Genomic DNA, 15,788 nt, shown 5'->3' with positions numbered 1-15,788 from the left:
ACCCCCATTATTCGTTAGTCAAACCATCATAAAATCTTATTAACGGGGCCTCTTAGATATGTGGTGAATACATAAAAAAATACCAAGGGTTCTGCTCCCCCTTGGTACCGGATCATACAAATCAATTCTCTTTTCCTTCTTCAAGCACATGCTTCAAATGCTCACAGTCATGATTGAAATGAGCCAGCACATGTTGTTTGGCTGCTTCTTTGTTTTTCTTTTTCACTTCTTCAAATATCCTGCGGTGCTCACGCAGTATCGTTTCTGCACGGTGGTCGCCGGTATAATTAAGGATTCTGCAAAAATGAATCAGATCATTTACATGCTCAAGCAAATTTTTCAAATGTCTGTTATGGCTGAAATCAACCAGCAGCTCATGAAATTTTTGGTTTAAACGAATGATTTCCGTATCTTCCGTGCCGTTGTGAATCGCTTTCTCTGTTTCTTCAAGCTGTTTTTCGAGTATGGTCAGCTCTTCTTCGTCCGCTTCGTCTATGACTAATTCGACTGCCAGCTGCTCCAGCGGAATTCTGATTTTATAAATCTCATCTACATCTTTTGCCGTTAATGACGTGATCGAAAATCCATTTCGGTCATCCGCTTTTAACAAACCATCTTTCTCAAGCAATCGCATGGCTTCCCTTATCGGAGAGCGGCTGACGCCAAAGCTTTTCGCCAGCTGTGTTTCGTTTATCCGTTCCCCAGGCTTAAAAGTCCCGTTGAAGATCATTTTTTTTAGCTGGTTATAAAATTGCAGGTAGTAGGGAGTCGGCTTATCTAATTTAAAATCGTCCATATATAATACCTCTTTTGAATATATTCAAGGGCTTTTCTTCATCAAAATCATATAACAGATGGTAATGGGAAGCAACAAACTGCCTTGTCAGATCCCTGAATTTGAGGTACGATATGTTTGCTGAACGACGGTCGACGGACTACTGGCAACCGAAAAACGGCGTGTTTTTCTTCGTCAATAGGACACCATACCTCCGCCAGAATAGCGCACGATTACATTTTTACATCTTTTCAATGGAGGAAAAAATATGCTCATTATTCTTGTTATGTTTCTTCTAGGAATTATTTTAGGCTTTATTGGCGCCGGTGGAGCCGGCTTTGTCATTGCCCTTTTAACGCTTCTTTTCCATATCCCGATTCATACGGCTTTAGGCACTTCACTTGCCGGCATGGCTTTTACAAGCTTATCAGGGGCATACAGCCACTATCGCGAGGGCAACATTCAAATGAAAATCGGCTTAATAGTCGGAGGCTTTGCTGCGGTTGGCTCATTTTTCGGCGCCAAGCTGACATCTTTTATTCCGGCTGATTTGCTTCATTATTTGACGGCTGGAATGTTATTTTTATCAGCAATTCTCATTTTAATCAGATTATTTATTTTAAAAGAGAAGGCTCAAGTGAATCAAAGCACTCTTTCAACGTATACGAGAGCGGTCATCTTAGGAATTGTAGCCGGCGTTCTTTCCGGCACATTCGGCATCGGGTCGGCACCTTTTATTCAAATCGGTTTAATGATTATGCTGAATCTGTCCATTCGTCATTCTGTCGGAACGACGATGCTTGTGATCATCCCTCTGGCTGTAGGTGGAGGCATCGGATATATTACAGAAGGTTTTGTTGATTACGTTTTGCTTGTCAAAGTTCTAGTCGGGACAATGTGCGGTGCCTATGTAGGCGCGAAATTCACCAACCTCATGCCAAAGGTGGTTTTGAAATCAGCCATCTTTTTGACTCCGGCGATTGCAGGCCTGCTGTTGTTATTCTAAATAAAACAAAAAACCTGACGTCATGTCAGGTTTTTTTATGAATTCTGCCCTACTCGTTCTTTCGTTAATCCAAAAAACGCCAGTGAGCCGATGACAGCTGTTACAAACATGATGGCTCCCATCGGAACGGCTGTTGTCTCATTAATGCCTACAAGCGGTGACACGATTGAACCGAGGAGCAGCGGGAGCATCCCAAGCAGCGCACTTGCACTTCCGGCGCGGTGCCCCTGCTTTTCCATGGCCAGGGTAAACGTGCTGGTCAGAACCATGCCGATCGTAATCATGTAAATGAAAATGGATATGACTAATGTAGCAAGAGGACCGTGAATCATGGTCATGGTTAATAGCACAGCCGTCGCAATCATAGCCGTAATGACCGCTATACGAAGCAGACTTTTTTCATGAATGATTCCGCCAAAGCGTCCGATGATAAAGCTGCCCGATATAATCGCCAGCCCGTTAATGCCAAAAAGAATACTAAATACCTGCGGAGACACCCCGTAGATATCCTGGTATACAAAAGGCGTACCAGACACATATGCAAAGCTTCCCCCGTGAATAAATCCGACAGTTAACGCGTACCCCATAAAGGATCGATCCTTCAGCAGGCTGCCCATCGTTTTGACGGATGTTCCGATTGAGCTTGGAATCCGTTTTTCCGGCGGAAGCGTTTCTTTTAACCTCAATGCAATCAGAAGAACTAGTAAAAATCCGATGATCATGAGGACGTGAAAAATTGTATGCCACGTTGCGAACGGCAAAAGCAAAATGGCACCGCCTGTCATAGGCGCAACCATTGGCGCCACCGCGGTAATGACCATTAACAGCGAGAAAAATTTAGAAAGCTCTCTTCCGGTAAACACATCGCGGACGATTGCGCGAGACAGCACAAGCCCTGCAGAAGCAGTGAAGCCCTGTAAAAAACGCGCAGCCACTAAAGTTGTTATATTGGGCGACAGTGCACAAAACAGAGAAGATAACGCAAATAAAAAAATACAGATTAATAGCGGTTTTCGTCTTCCCTGCGCATCGCTGACCGGCCCGACAATCAGCTGGCCGATCGTAAGCCCGACCAGACAGGCTGTTAAACTTAACTGAACAAGTGAAGCACTTGCTGATAAATCTTCCGCGATTTCAGGAAAACTTGGCAAATACATATCTATATTAAGCGGGCCCAATATAGCAAGCATGCCGAGCAGAAACGCTAGTGCCAAGCGTTCTTTTCCAGTTGGATTGTGCAGCATGTTATCAAACCTTCCCTTCAACCTAGTCCCTTATATAATGGATGTCAGCTCCAACTATGGATTGAAGCTGTGAAACATTTGTATATTGTATCATAACTTTCAGCCTGTGAAAGCCGCTTGAGCACGGGCTCGGCAAAGTGATATTCCGAACACCTATAAAGGGAATGATGCGGGGAATCATCGTGATCAGCATCATCTGAAGAAACGGCCAGCTTTTTTTGCTAAGTTCTAGCCTAGCGAATTTTATGCGCTGGGAGGTTGTTCAAAAGTGCAAATGGCTTGCAAGATGAAATCAATCGTTGTATATTAATTGACGTGTCAATCATTGATATATCAATTAATAGTTTTGACAGGAAAGAAGGGATGGGTTTTGGCGTCATTTTGTTCAGAGGAAGCCGAGATTTTATATCAGCTGCAAGGCGTGAACAAGGTGATTGGCGTGAAGTTCGAGGCATGCACGGGCATCAGCCAATCTCGTTTGGAATTGCTGACATTGCTTTATCATGCAGATGAGATCAGTCAAAGCGACCTTCAAAAGAAAGTAAATATCGATAGCGCAGCCGTTACCAGACACCTGAAACAGCTGGAAGCTAAAGGCATGGTATCAAGGCGGCGCAAGCCTGAGGACAACCGCATCACCCTTGTTCGGTTAACAGACCAAGGAAGAGAGCGAATTGAGTCTTCTAAGAAGGAAAAGGAGCGTTTCATGAAGGAAATGCTCGCAAATGTAAGCGCAGAAGAACGCCGCCTGCTCATTGATGTGCTGGCGCGCATGCGAAACAATATAAATAATATCGAAGCTTAAGAGGAGTGTATCAACATGATCAAAACAAACGATTTTATGGAAATTATGAAAGGCCGCCGTTCTATCCGCAACTATGATCCGGCAGTAAAAATCAGCAAAGAAGAAATGACAGAGATCTTAGAGGAAGCAACAACTGCCCCATCTTCTGTTAACGCGCAGCCATGGCGTTTTCTTGTCATTGACAGCCCGGAAGGAAAAGAAAAGCTCGCACCGCTTGCAAGCTTTAACCAAACACAGGTCACAACATCATCTGCTGTCATCGCTGTATTTGCAGACATGAACAATGCAGACTACCTAGAAGAAATCTATTCAAAAGCCGTGGAACTTGGTTACATGCCGCAGGAGGTCAAAGACAGACAAATCGCCGCGCTGACCGCACATTTTGAAAAGCTTCCGGCACAGGTCAACCGTGAAACGATCCTGATTGACGGAGGTCTCGTTTCCATGCAGCTGATGCTGACTGCACGCGCGCATGGCTACGATACAAACCCGATCGGCGGATACGATAAAGAAAACATCGCGGAAACCTTCGGATTAGATAAAGAACGTTATGTACCGGTTATGCTACTTTCTATCGGAAAAGCAGCAGACGAAGGCTATGCTTCCTACCGTCTGCCGATTGATACAATTGCAGAATGGAAATAAAACAAAGAGCCCGGGAATGTTTTCCTGGCTCTTTGTTTTTAAGTACAGCCGCCGTTTGATCGTCTGATCTTTTTTGGTAACACGTCTGAAGTTAGTCGTTTAGTCATGAGAAAAGAGTGATGACCATTCATCACTCTTCTCTCGATTATTCTTTTCCTTTCTTCCTGCCGAACGGCCACCAGTTTCCTTCTCCAAAGGTCGCAATGATTGCCGGGATGAAGAGCGGAAGAATGACAAGGCCGTAAAGCAAGAGCCCGATGATGATAACACTTGCCACCTGCATCAGTGTATTGACACCTGAAGGCATCATCGCCGCGAACGTACCGGCCAATATAATGGCAGCTGTAATAATGACAGATCCCATTTTGCTCATTGACCTGACGACACCTTGCTCAATGCCAAGGTGCACCTCTTCCTTAAATCGATCCAGCAAGAAGATCGAATAATCTACCCCTAACGCGATCAAGATGACAAAGCTGAAGAATGGCACTGCCCAGCTGACACCCGCGTTTCCTAAGCCGTTTACAAAAATTAATTCTGTTATGGATATCGACGTATAGTACGTCAGCAGCAATGACGCGATCATATAAATCGGCATGATCATTGAGCGGAACAAAATGGTTAACACGATAAACAGGCCTATAATCATAATCACCATTGTTCTGGAGAAGTCCGTTGTGGACAGCTCCTTTAAGTCCGCATTCATACTCGTGACCCCGCCGTATACGATCTGTGCATCCTCCAAAGGAGTGCCGTCAACTTCGTTTGCGACAGCTTTTTTGATTTGGTTTATTGTCGTAATAGCTTGTTCTGAGTACGGATTTGAATCCAGAACGACACTTAATTGAACACCTTTGCCGTCTGCAAAGGAATACTGGTCAATTGACTTCTTAAAGTCTTTGTCCTTCATTACTTGATCAGGAATGAATATGCCAGTATCTCTTACAGTTGGACTTTTGCTCATGTCCTCTAATATATCACTGGAAGCTGTAATACCGTCAGAGACTTTCGTCAGGCCCTCATTTGCGCTTTTCACGCCTTCGGACAGCTTTTTTAGGCTTTCTGTCAGCGTTCCGGCTTGTGCCTGCTGGCCTGAGAGCTGTTGGTTCGCTTGTTCAAGGCCGGTTTGAATCTGGCCAAGCTGTCCGCTTATTGCCGTAAGCTGCTGCACGGTCTGTGCGGTATTGCCGGTTTGGGAAATCTGTTTGCTCACGAGCTGCAGCTGCTGATTGATTTTGCCCAAGCCATCTGCCGCATCGCCCAGTGAACCGCCAGACCCTCCATTTGAGGCCGAGCCGGTTTGCCCTGCCATTTGATTCAGTCCGTTTTCTATATCCGTTAATCCGCTTTGGACATCGGCAATCCCTTTCACCGTCTTATCCAGCCCGTCTGAAACCGATCCTAGCTGGTTATCAATATATAAATCTTTGATTTTTTCACCAGTCGGCTGCGTGATGGTCATGACAGAGTCAACATGATCGACTTTCTCGATCGCTTTGCTGATGTTTCCGAGATAAGGGATTGTATCAGCTGTTGTAAGATCTTTGTCTCCTTTTACGACAACATTGATCGGGAACGCTTTTCCTTCCCCGAATCCATCCTTAATGGCCTCGAGAGCTTTTATAGATTTATAATCGCTGCTGATTTCCGCAGTTGAGTCGAATGAAATCTGGTCATCATAGGTCAAGATGAACGGAAGCGTAATCACCACCGTGATGACAATGAACAGAAACGGACGCGCAACGGAGTGTCTGCCGAGAAACGCCCATAGTTTGTTATCACTGTGTGACAGCACTTTCTTAGAAGGCCAGAATAATTTTTCACCCAGCGTCACCATAAATAATGGCAGCAGTGTGTAGAGGATGATCATTAAAATTCCCACACCGACTGCTACCCCTACTGCGGATTGGAAAATCGCAAACTTCGCAAATCCTAAGGCGGAAAATCCGATCAATACCGCAAATCCGCTGATAAATAAGGTTTTTCCCCCTGTGCGGTAAGCGATAAGCGCCGCTTCTTTTTTATCATGCCCGTTTGCCAATTCTTCACGGAATCGTGTAAGAAGCAGTATGCAGTAATCTGTTCCAATGCCGAACAAGATCGCGACTAAGAAGGTTTGCGTAAACGTCGAGATTGGAAAATCAACATTGTATACAAGGATGCCCAGTATGGATTGACTGATCAGATAAGAAAAACCGACAACCACAATCGGGATAAAAGGCGTCACAACAGATCGGAACACGATCAACAGTAAACCGATGATCAGGCAGACTGTGATCACTTCCGTTTTCTTAAGCCCTTCCTCTGAGCTGTGAGCGAAATCCTGGTTGATAAGGGAAGCTCCCGTAATATATGCCGTCAAGTCATCAGGAACGATTTGATAAATCTCGTCCGCAATTTTTTCCGCCTTTTTATCAGAACCTGTAATCGTGATAGGCATGAGAACGGTTTTCTTGTCTTTCGACATCAACTGGTCTTTGACTTCTTTTTCCGCTGACAGAGGAGATGTTACCTCTTCTACACCGTCGATCTTTTTGATTTTATCAATCATTATCCGGAGCTGATTCTCTGTTTCTTTCTTTATAGCGTTGTCTAATGTAAAGACAACACTGATCGAATTATTGTCTTCTCCCGCTTGTTTTAAAATGGCGTTTGCCCTTTCTGAAACAGCATCAGCGGGAAGCTGGGCCTGCCCCTTTTGATTGGCCAGCTCCGTTAAGTTCGGAGAAAACAAACTCAAAACGACGGTAAGTGCTAATACTATGGCTGCAATTGCCCACTTGAATTTGATGATTGCTCTCATTCGGCAGAATCTCCTCCTTTAAATTTGCTTTTTAAAATGGTGAATATCTCGATGATGGAATGTAAGTGTTCCTCATCTATATCATCAATCAACGGTTTGAGCGCGTTAAAGATGGCAGAATCTAATTCTTCTAGTATGTGTTCACCACTGGGTGTAATGTTAATAAGCTTAGAGCGCCTATCACTTTTTTCCGGACAGTCGTCCCATTGAACCAATCCCTTTTCGAGCAGCTTTTTCAGTCTGTTAGAGATCGCGCTCTTATGTACATTTTGGTACATGGCCAGGCTGCCGGGAGAGGTTGGGCCCTTGACTTTTAAAATTTTCAACAGGTCTGCCTGTTCCCTTGAGATATGCTTGAAGACATCCTGATTGATTTCACGATGCACAAATTCTGTCCCTTCAAGCAGGACTTCCACAAACAGGTTTATCGCCTGACATAGCTTTTGTTCATTCAATATCTTCCCCTCCTCATTATAGTTTAACCCGCTAAACTTTATGTTCAATGTCAATTAGTTTATTCCTCTAAACTATATATGTCAACAAATTTTATTCACGGGCACTCTACACGAGAACGCACGTTCGTGTATAATAGAAGCTATACACATGAAAGGGGGAATTTTAACATGTCAGATTTGGCGTTCAAATTGTATGAATATAACGTCTGGGCCAATCAACAAATATTCAACCGATTAAAAGAGCTTCCAAAAGAGGTATACCATCAAGAAATTCAAAGCGTGTTTCCGTCAATATCCCATGTATTGTCTCATGTTTATCTTTCTGATCTCGGCTGGATTGAAGTGTTTTCCGGCAAAACCTTGAGCGATGCTTTGGCTTTAGCTGAACAGCTTAAAGAACAGACAGAGGCAAAAGAAATAGAGGAAATGGAAGACCTTTTTCTGAAGTTATCCGAGCGCTATATACTATTTTTACAGCAAAAAGAACAGCTCAATAAGCCACTCCAGATTCAAAATCCCTCAAGCGGAATCATGAAAACAACTGTTTCCGAACTGCTTCCCCACGTTGTCAATCACGGGACATACCACCGCGGCAATATCACAGCAATGCTGCGGCAGGCAGGCTACGCATCCGCACCGACAGATTACGGGCTCTACCTGTTTATGAAAAAAACTGAAAAAGCATAAGAAAGCGGCTCCCTAAATGGAGCCGCTTTTTTCGGGAAATAGTCCAAATCACATTAAAATTCTTTTCATCAATCCTTTTTTAGTAAAAAAGATAGAAATTTTAGTGTTATAATAATCATTAAAAATAGATTGCTGACTCAATAAACAATTTTCAATGGAGGAACACATAAAGTGACAGACGACATGACGAAAGACAATATAAATCAGCAAACGTTGCAGAGAGGCTTGAAAAACAGGCATATCCAGCTCATCGCCATCGGCGGAGCCATTGGGACAGGCTTATTTCTCGGCTCGGGCAAATCGATTCATTTTGCCGGACCTTCGATTTTATTTGCTTATATGATCACAGGGATCATTTGCTTTTTAATTATGAGATCGCTGGGTGAACTGCTGTTATCAAACTTGAACTATCACTCTTTTGTGGATTTTGTACAAGACTACCTAGGCGATATGGCAGCATTTATCACCGGCTGGACATATTGGTTCTGCTGGATTTCCATTGCGATGGCTGATCTGACAGCAGTCGGGCTCTACACTCAATATTGGCTCCCGGGTGTGCCGCAATGGGTGCCCGGCTTGATCGCTCTTATTATTTTACTGATTATGAACCTAGCGACAGTCAAGCTTTTTGGAGAATTAGAATTTTGGTTTGCTTTGATTAAAGTCATTGCCATTTTGGCGTTAATCGTCATTGGCCTTGTGATGATTTTCAAAGGCTTTTCCACAAGCTCAGGAGTGTCCAGCTTCACAAACCTCTGGAGCCACGGAGGCCTGTTCCCGAATGGCATGCACGGGTTTATCCTCTCGTTCCAGATGGTTGTGTTTGCTTTTGTCGGCATTGAGCTTGTCGGACTTACAGCCGGTGAAACAGAAAACCCTGAAAAAGTAATCCCTAAGGCGATCAACAATATTCCTGTCCGTGTGCTGCTTTTTTATATCGGTGCTCTTCTCGTGATTATGAGCATCTATCCTTGGGATGTCATCAATCCCAGCGAAAGCCCATTCGTACAAGTATTTGTCGCTGTTGGCATCGTCGGGGCTGCAAGTATTATCAACTTTGTTGTGTTGACATCCGCTGCTTCAGCGTGCAACAGCGCTGTATTCAGTACAAGCCGTATGGTCTATTCCCTGGCGAAAGATCACAATGCGCCTGAGTCAATGGCGAAACTGACTCAGCGTAAAGTGCCTAGAAATGCTTTATTCTTTTCAGCTATCGTGATTTTAATCGGTGTTACGTTAAACTACATCATGCCAGAAGGCGTATTCACCCTGATTACAAGTATTTCAACCGTATGCTTTATCTACATTTGGGGAATTACGGTCATCTGCCATATGAAATACCGCAAAACAAGACCTGAATTAGCGAAAACAAACAAGTTTAAGCTTCCGCTTTATCCGTTTACAAATTACCTGATTCTTGCGTTCCTGGCGTTTGTTCTGGTTGTGCTGGCACTGGCACAGGATACTCGTGTTTCCTTATTTGTCACACCGGTTTGGTTTATTTTGCTGATTGTGATTTATAAAGTGAGAAAAGCGAAGCATCAATAACACTCGAAACTCCTGCCTCAAAAATGAGAGCAGGAGTTTTTTTGATGAAAATGACCTTTGCTTTTGAATTTGAAGGTATGCTATAGTGTTTGTAATCAAAACAAGAAGGGATGATGGGTGGACAATGATTAACTAATCTTATTTTTACCGTTTGAAATCAATATTTCAAATCAAAAAATAGGATTAGTCTGCCCATTTTCTATATATACGACACTGCTATTTATAAAAAATAGCTTATTTGATCATGCACAGGCACGGCTAATCCTTCCAACACATTTGGGAGGATTTTTTTATTCTCCCTTTAAAGCGAGGGATATGGATGAAAGAGATCGTAACATTAACAAACGTTAGCTATGAAGTAAAGGATCTGACTGTTTTTAAACATGTAAACGCCAGTGTTCAGCAAGGAGATATCATTGGGATTATCGGAAAAAACGGCGCTGGGAAATCTACGCTGCTGCACCTCATTCACAATGACTTAGCCCCTGCACAGGGTCAAATCCTTCGGAAGGATATAAAACTGGCTTTGGTTGAACAGGAAACCGCGGCGTATTCCTTTGCGGATCAGACACCTGCCGAAAAGAAGTTACTGGAGAAATGGCATGTGCCTCTTCGTGATTTTCATCAGTTAAGCGGCGGTGAAAAACTGAAAGCGCGGCTGGCGAAAGGACTATCAGAGGATGCAGATCTGCTGCTGTTAGATGAACCGACAAACCACCTTGATGAAAAAAGCCTGCAATTTCTCATCCAACAGCTGAAACATTATAGCGGCACTGTGATTCTCGTTTCTCACGATCGATATTTTTTAGACGAAGCCGCAACAAAAATATGGTCGCTTGAGGACCAGACGCTGATTGAATTCAAAGGGAATTACTCCGGGTATATGAAGTTCCGGGAGAAGAAAAGACTCACCCAGCAGCGTGAATATGAAAAGCAGCAAAAAATGGTTGAACGGATTGAAGCACAAATGAATGAGCTCGCTTCTTGGTCGGAAAAAGCCCACGCCCAATCGACGAAAAAGGAAGGGTTTAAAGAATATCACAGGGTAAAAGCGAAGCGTACGGATGCCCAGATAAAATCCAAGCAGAAGCGGCTTGAAAAAGAGCTGGAAAAAGCAAAGGCGGAACCCGTCACCCCAGAATATACAGTCCGCTTTTCAATCGATACAACCCACAAAACAGGAAAACGTTTTTTAGAAGTTCAGAATGTAACAAAAGCGTTTGGAGAAAGGACCCTCTTTAAAAACGCCAACTTTACGATTCAGCACGGCGAAAAGGTTGCGATCATAGGCCCCAATGGCAGCGGAAAAACGACATTACTGAACATCATTCTGGGACAGGAAACAGCAGAAGGAAGTGTATGGGTGTCGCCGTCTGCAAACATCGGCTATTTAACGCAGGAGGTGTTTGATTTGCCTTTAGAACAAACACCGGAAGAGTTATTTGAGAATGAAACATTTAAAGCAAGAGGGCACGTTCAAAATCTGATGAGACACTTAGGTTTTACAGCTGCCCAATGGACTGAACCGATCAAGCATATGAGTATGGGTGAGCGTGTAAAGATCAAGCTGATGGCATATATTCTGGAGGAAAAAGACGTGCTGATTTTAGATGAGCCGACAAACCATCTCGACCTGCCGTCACGCGAACAGCTGGAAGAAACACTGTCACAATACAGCGGCACATTGCTGGCGGTTTCACATGACCGATACTTTCTCGAAAAAACAACAAACAGTAAACTCGTCATCTCAAACAACGGCATCGAAAAGCAGTTAAATGACGCCGCTCCTTCTGAAAGAAATGAGCGGGAAGAGCTTCGATTAAAGCTTGAGACAGAAAGACAAGAAGTGCTGGGAAAACTCAGTTTTATGACGCCAAATGATAAAGGGTATAAGGAGCTTGATCAGGCTTTCAATGAGCTTACGAAACGAATAAAAGAGCTGGATCATCAAGACAAAAAAGACTGAGGGAGAAAGTTCAAGCGGCATTGAAAAGGACAACAGCTGTTGTCCTTTTTCTTTATATGTTCAAGCCTCCCATGACATTAATCTTTCTAATGATGACTTATAGTACCCTGCCACTGCTTCCAGATAGGCATGTTGTGTTTGGGTAACGTAAGCGGCTTTTCAGCATAGCGGTTTCCGCATACGTATATTGGTCATGGCATAACCCATCTTCTGATAAAGATAGACGGCTGTCTCGTTGTGTGCAAACACATGAAGAGCCAGCCTTTCCGCACCAAGCTCTCTTGCTCTTTCATCAAGCGTTTGAAGCGCCAATTGAGCAAGTCCTTTTCCGCGAAAGGCTTCATACAACCCAAAGGAATAGATAAACGCTTCCTTTTGCGGATGAAACGGATCAGCATACAGCCAGAGCCAGCCCATTCTTTCCCCTTGGTCATTTGTGATGTTCCAAAAATAATGATTGCTGCTGTCTCGCCCATTCGGAATCATGTTCTCATATGCCTGCTCTGATTTCTCAAGCGCCTCTTTTTCCGTCCAAGTTCCTGACGTTATGTTTTGTTTCGCATAATTTTGCACGGACATCCCGCGAAAGGCTTCGAACTCTTCCTCAGTCATGTCTTCCAAAGTTAATGCCATCCTGTATTCCTCCTTTATAAAAAAAGCCCAGCTGATGCCGGACGAATAACGCAGAAATGGAGCTCTATTTTACTGATTCAGTTAATTCCTGGACTTTCTATTATTCGATAAGAAAAGGAGATTTCCTGCAAATGGGCTTGTTCTTAAACATTAGTGAAAAGCTTACGTGTAACTCCCCAGGATGATCATGATAGAAACAATCAAACAAATCAACGCTGGTATCGCCATGATGACCGATTGTCTTGCTCGAAACATATGCGCATGAATTGCTCCCGCCATGAGAACGACAAACAGAACACCTGCTCCAATCGCTGCATACCGATTCCAAATTCCCGCTGTCATAGCAAGTGCCCCGGCTATTTCAAGAATGCCAGTAACAGTCAGAAACCATAATGGATATTGATAATGCCGCCAATGCTCAACTTGAAAGGGAACGCGGCTTACCTTTATGATGCCTCCCGCAAGCATAAAAACTGCCAAACTGACTTTCGTAATAATAGATATCATCTTACGTCATTCCCTTTCGGAAGCATCCCGTAAATTAAAAGATTCACAACCTCTGCTGCGAGGCTTGCCGGATCTTTGATTCCGGTTAACAAAAATGAATCGGTTAAATGTTCAATCATGCCGACCAAACACTCAGCGACAGTTTCCATATCCAGTTCAGAGTGAAAATAGCCAAGCCGCTGTTCTGCTTCTAAGTTCTCTTTCAAAACCATCGCCAAGTCTTTTTTCATTTGTTTTGCTTCCGGGTTGAGAAAAAAGCCGATCTTGGTTAAATCCTTGTCCTCATCCAAAAATTGAAAAACAGTCTCTACAGCTAGCAGTACCCGTTTTGACACATCCTCCGTGTTTAATCCGTTTTCCAGAAGAAGTGACTCTGTCAGCTTTCTGACTCGAGAGTGAAAATCGGTTATTAACTCGGCAAAGATGGCTTCTTTGCTTTGAAAGTACAGGTAAAATGAAGGCTGCGTGAACCCAGCTTTTTTCACAATTTCACTTACCTTCGCGTCATGGAATCCCCGAACCGAAAATTCATTAGCGGCAACTTTGAGTAACCGTTTCCGGCTTTCTTCTCCTTTACGTCCTTTACTTTTCAACTAGGACCACCCCCAAAATAATACTCACGAGTAATGTTACTTACGAGTATTATTTCATGGCATTAGCTTCATTGTCAATGATTTCAAACTCATCCTGTTGCCAGCTTCCTTTATTAAAGGGTCTTATGTATTTCGAATAACTGAATCAATTTATTATATCAATGGCTTTTCATTCACTGATAAGTATTTTCTGAATAGATTGACATTCAGGCTGTGACAAACTTTATTCTTTTTTTCTAACAAACATCACTCCGGGGCCAGATAGAGTTTTGCCCGCAAATGCAAGGAACAATTGGGTGCAGCGGCGCATAATGTACTGTACAGAAAGATGGAAGGGTGTGATGGGATGCCGTCTACAGTAATCAACCTATATTATTTGAAGATCAACAGTATTTCGGGCAATGGTTCAATTACAATAGGCGAAGCTGCTTATAACAGCCCTACCAACAATCAAAAATCTCAAGGGACCAATTCTTCTTTCGGTGATACCTCACCTACAGAATCGGTTATGGAAAACTTCTTAAACGATCCTGATGTAAATGATCAGACATCTATCGGCAACTCTGATACATCCAACGTTAATGCTCCTCCGATTGCACCACCGCCAATTTTAGATTAAAGGGGTTTCGTCTATGCCATATCAAATTAACATCGCAAATATTAAGATCAACGGCGTCACGCAAAACGGAAATATAGATGTCGGCCCGACTGTGCACAACAGCCATACTGCGAACAGCAAATATTTTGGAGCAAACTTTTCCTTAGGGGATCTTTCGCCTACGTCTTCACTTTTGAACACTGGAAATATTGATTCAGACGTTAGTGACCAAGACCAAATCGGAAACCCTTCTGCGCCTATTGCAAATCAAATTTAAGGAGAATCTCATATGGATTTCGAAAAAATTCGAAAGTGGCTTGAGATTACGAATGAATATAAACAAAGTGACTTTTGGACAAATGTGCTCAAATATAAAGCCCCGGAACATTTTTTTGATTCCGAAGCTTCTACATTTGTTTACGACTTTTATCAAGATGAAGAATATAATTTTATCATTGTGGAAATGCCCGGTGTGTATGAGGAAGAATTAACGATCCGTTTACTATCTAAAACCCAGCTGCTGATCAAAGGAACGATCACGCCTGTTTTTCCAGCCGAAATGGAAGTGCTGCGTGAACGGTATTACGGAGAAATTGAGCGAATCATTCAGCTTCCCGAAGCCACTGAATCTCATTTGTTACAGATTCAGCTGTTAAACGGGCTTCTGCACATTTCGTACCCAAGACAAATTGAAACCATTGCGTTCAATAAGGGGCTTTAAGATTGATTGTTCCTTCATTCCTTATCCATAGGGACTGATATATGGTCTTTATACTGATCCACATAAATATCCCCATTACCCAGCAGCACTGCGTACACGGTCTCTTTCACCTTTATGTCTCTTTTTTGCAATTCTTCCAAAAGCCAGGATTCCGTCAAACGATTCTGCTTTAAATTATTCTCAATGATTTCTCCGTCCATAATAAGCTCTATAGGAAGCCTGTGTTCTTGGTTTACCGCAATCATTAAATCCTGTTTGGTCACATGCCGGAATTGCGGTTTTCTTAACACAGTCAGCTGACCATTCGTTTCAAGAATGGCAAAAAGAACTTCTTCGATATTAAATATTTCTTTTTCCCGCAATTGCTGATTTAAATAATCAAGTGTGTAACGCATTTTCCTCATATTTGATTCAAGTATCTTCCCGTTTTGAATCAGCACTGTTGGATCTCCGGCAAAAAATTTCCTCAGCTTCCTGTTCTTTATCGACAGAAACGAAATTAGAAAAATGGTTAACACAAAAATACTAAACGAAATGGCCATATTGTGCGGTTTTATTGAAGTATTGTAAGCTAATCCACCGGCAATCGCCCCTAGTGTGATCGCCGCAATAAAATCAAAAATCGTCATTTGAGAGATTGTCTGTTTGCCTAAAATTCGTTCTGCGATTAACAGCAAGCCAAAGCTGGCAACCGTTCTAATGACAACTTCAAGTTCAATCATGTTATGGCGCTCCCCGCTTCCCAGATTGTTTCGGCCAAAAAACTCCTGTTGCTATCATTGTTTGGTTTAATATATCCATC

At 43.0% G+C, this 15,788-nt stretch carries 17 protein-coding genes; 9 read left to right on the top strand and 8 right to left on the bottom strand.

Annotated elements, in window-relative coordinates; translation table 11 throughout:
• Window positions 1-121: 121 nt before the first annotated feature.
• Window positions 122-796, bottom strand: a complete 675-nt coding sequence (locus tag CW370_RS17085) for a GntR family transcriptional regulator (RefSeq protein WP_003234129.1) — start codon at window positions 794-796, stop codon at window positions 122-124.
• A gap of 247 nt (window positions 797-1,043) precedes the next feature.
• Here CW370_RS17085 and CW370_RS17080 point away from each other — a divergent pair, with 247 nt between their 5' ends.
• A complete protein-coding gene (locus CW370_RS17080; protein ID WP_015252701.1) occupies window positions 1,044-1,781 on the top strand; it encodes a sulfite exporter TauE/SafE family protein in 738 nt (245 codons plus the stop codon).
• Between the two features lie 35 nt (window positions 1,782-1,816).
• Here the strand turns inward: CW370_RS17080 and CW370_RS17075 are convergent, their stop codons facing one another.
• Window positions 1,817-3,025: an MFS transporter gene (locus CW370_RS17075; protein WP_014475975.1), complete on the bottom strand. Its 1,209-nt coding sequence runs from the start codon at window positions 3,023-3,025 to the stop codon at window positions 1,817-1,819.
• A gap of 310 nt (window positions 3,026-3,335) precedes the next feature.
• On the opposite strand from CW370_RS17075, the gene CW370_RS17070 reads away from it, so the two are divergent.
• Together CW370_RS17070 and CW370_RS17065 are read left to right on the top strand one after the other, a co-directional pair.
• Complete coding sequence (locus CW370_RS17070; RefSeq protein WP_015252703.1) at window positions 3,336-3,830, top strand: MarR family transcriptional regulator; 495 nt, start codon at window positions 3,336-3,338, stop codon at window positions 3,828-3,830.
• A 15-nt stretch (window positions 3,831-3,845) separates the two neighbouring features.
• On the top strand, window positions 3,846-4,475 hold the full coding sequence (locus CW370_RS17065; RefSeq protein WP_003234135.1) for a nitroreductase family protein: 630 nt from the start codon (window positions 3,846-3,848) through the stop codon (window positions 4,473-4,475).
• A 145-nt stretch (window positions 4,476-4,620) separates the two neighbouring features.
• Here the strand turns inward: CW370_RS17065 and CW370_RS17060 are convergent, their stop codons facing one another.
• Together CW370_RS17060 and CW370_RS17055 are read right to left on the bottom strand one after the other, a co-directional pair.
• The gene (locus CW370_RS17060; protein WP_024573304.1) at window positions 4,621-7,278 is read right to left on the bottom strand and encodes an MMPL family transporter; all 2,658 of its coding nucleotides are present in this window, start codon (window positions 7,276-7,278) and stop codon (window positions 4,621-4,623) included.
• A complete protein-coding gene (locus CW370_RS17055; protein WP_003242874.1) occupies window positions 7,275-7,733 on the bottom strand; it encodes a MarR family transcriptional regulator in 459 nt (152 codons plus the stop codon). Before CW370_RS17055 ends, CW370_RS17060 begins: the two co-directional genes overlap by 4 nt.
• A gap of 168 nt (window positions 7,734-7,901) precedes the next feature.
• On the opposite strand from CW370_RS17055, the gene dinB reads away from it, so the two are divergent.
• The 3 genes from dinB (at window position 7,902) to vmlR (ending at window position 11,934) form a co-directional block, all read left to right on the top strand.
• Complete coding sequence (dinB, locus tag CW370_RS17050) at window positions 7,902-8,420, top strand: damage-inducible protein DinB (protein ID WP_024573303.1); 519 nt, start codon at window positions 7,902-7,904, stop codon at window positions 8,418-8,420.
• A gap of 171 nt (window positions 8,421-8,591) precedes the next feature.
• Window positions 8,592-9,968, top strand: coding sequence for an amino acid permease (locus CW370_RS17045; RefSeq protein WP_014475969.1), 1,377 nt, complete (start codon window positions 8,592-8,594; stop codon window positions 9,966-9,968).
• A gap of 319 nt (window positions 9,969-10,287) precedes the next feature.
• A complete protein-coding gene (gene vmlR / locus CW370_RS17040) occupies window positions 10,288-11,934 on the top strand; it encodes an ABC-F type ribosomal protection protein VmlR (protein WP_024572882.1) in 1,647 nt (548 codons plus the stop codon).
• A 159-nt stretch (window positions 11,935-12,093) separates the two neighbouring features.
• Here the strand turns inward: vmlR and CW370_RS17035 are convergent, their stop codons facing one another.
• From CW370_RS17035 to CW370_RS17025, 3 genes are all read right to left on the bottom strand, one after another.
• The gene (locus CW370_RS17035; protein WP_024572883.1) at window positions 12,094-12,567 is read right to left on the bottom strand and encodes a GNAT family N-acetyltransferase; all 474 of its coding nucleotides are present in this window, start codon (window positions 12,565-12,567) and stop codon (window positions 12,094-12,096) included.
• A 162-nt stretch (window positions 12,568-12,729) separates the two neighbouring features.
• Complete coding sequence (locus CW370_RS17030) at window positions 12,730-13,074, bottom strand: DoxX family protein (protein ID WP_024572884.1); 345 nt, start codon at window positions 13,072-13,074, stop codon at window positions 12,730-12,732.
• Window positions 13,071-13,667, bottom strand: a complete 597-nt coding sequence (locus CW370_RS17025; protein WP_024572885.1) for a TetR/AcrR family transcriptional regulator — start codon at window positions 13,665-13,667, stop codon at window positions 13,071-13,073. The genes CW370_RS17030 and CW370_RS17025 overlap by 4 nt, the downstream gene beginning before the upstream one ends.
• Window positions 13,668-14,013: 346 nt before the next feature.
• Here CW370_RS17025 and CW370_RS17020 point away from each other — a divergent pair, with 346 nt between their 5' ends.
• The 3 genes from CW370_RS17020 to cotP are packed head-to-tail and all read left to right on the top strand — an operon-like array spanning window position 14,014 to window position 14,986.
• Window positions 14,014-14,286, top strand: a complete 273-nt coding sequence (locus CW370_RS17020) for a spore germination protein (protein ID WP_003243854.1) — start codon at window positions 14,014-14,016, stop codon at window positions 14,284-14,286.
• A gap of 13 nt (window positions 14,287-14,299) precedes the next feature.
• Window positions 14,300-14,542, top strand: a complete 243-nt coding sequence (locus CW370_RS17015; RefSeq protein ID WP_014478992.1) for a spore germination protein — start codon at window positions 14,300-14,302, stop codon at window positions 14,540-14,542.
• 12 nt (window positions 14,543-14,554) lie between these two features.
• On the top strand, window positions 14,555-14,986 hold the full coding sequence (gene cotP / locus CW370_RS17010) for a spore coat protein CotP (RefSeq protein ID WP_024572976.1): 432 nt from the start codon (window positions 14,555-14,557) through the stop codon (window positions 14,984-14,986).
• Window positions 14,987-15,000: 14 nt separating this feature from the next.
• Here cotP and CW370_RS17005 read toward each other — a convergent pair whose 3' ends face one another.
• A complete protein-coding gene (locus tag CW370_RS17005; RefSeq protein ID WP_024572977.1) occupies window positions 15,001-15,708 on the bottom strand; it encodes a DUF421 domain-containing protein in 708 nt (235 codons plus the stop codon).
• Window positions 15,709-15,788: the final 80 nt, after the last annotated feature.

It is taken from the genome of Bacillus sp. SN32 (assembly GCF_002837495.1).
GTDB lineage: Bacteria > Bacillota > Bacilli > Bacillales > Bacillaceae > Bacillus > Bacillus subtilis.
Note: the sequence above shows the minus strand (reverse complement) of the source record. Positions and strands in the feature narration are given on the sequence as shown.

Coding starts and splice junctions, on each gene's coding strand:
- CW370_RS17065 (WP_003234135.1), top strand. CDS start 3,846: ATGATCAAAACAAACGATTTTATGGAAATTATGAAAGGCCGCCGTTCT.
- CW370_RS17020 (WP_003243854.1), top strand. CDS start 14,014: ATGCCGTCTACAGTAATCAACCTATATTATTTGAAGATCAACAGTATT.
- CW370_RS17060 (WP_024573304.1), bottom strand. CDS start 7,278: ATGAGAGCAATCATCAAATTCAAGTGGGCAATTGCAGCCATAGTATTA.
- CW370_RS17085 (WP_003234129.1), bottom strand. CDS start 796: ATGGACGATTTTAAATTAGATAAGCCGACTCCCTACTACCTGCAATTT.
- CW370_RS17075 (WP_014475975.1), bottom strand. CDS start 3,025: ATGCTGCACAATCCAACTGGAAAAGAACGCTTGGCACTAGCGTTTCTG.
- CW370_RS17080 (WP_015252701.1), top strand. CDS start 1,044: ATGCTCATTATTCTTGTTATGTTTCTTCTAGGAATTATTTTAGGCTTT.
- CW370_RS17030 (WP_024572884.1), bottom strand. CDS start 13,074: ATGATATCTATTATTACGAAAGTCAGTTTGGCAGTTTTTATGCTTGCG.
- CW370_RS17035 (WP_024572883.1), bottom strand. CDS start 12,567: ATGGCATTAACTTTGGAAGACATGACTGAGGAAGAGTTCGAAGCCTTT.
- dinB (WP_024573303.1), top strand. CDS start 7,902: ATGTCAGATTTGGCGTTCAAATTGTATGAATATAACGTCTGGGCCAAT.
- cotP (WP_024572976.1), top strand. CDS start 14,555: ATGGATTTCGAAAAAATTCGAAAGTGGCTTGAGATTACGAATGAATAT.
- vmlR (WP_024572882.1), top strand. CDS start 10,288: ATGAAAGAGATCGTAACATTAACAAACGTTAGCTATGAAGTAAAGGAT.
- CW370_RS17015 (WP_014478992.1), top strand. CDS start 14,300: ATGCCATATCAAATTAACATCGCAAATATTAAGATCAACGGCGTCACG.
- CW370_RS17005 (WP_024572977.1), bottom strand. CDS start 15,708: ATGATTGAACTTGAAGTTGTCATTAGAACGGTTGCCAGCTTTGGCTTG.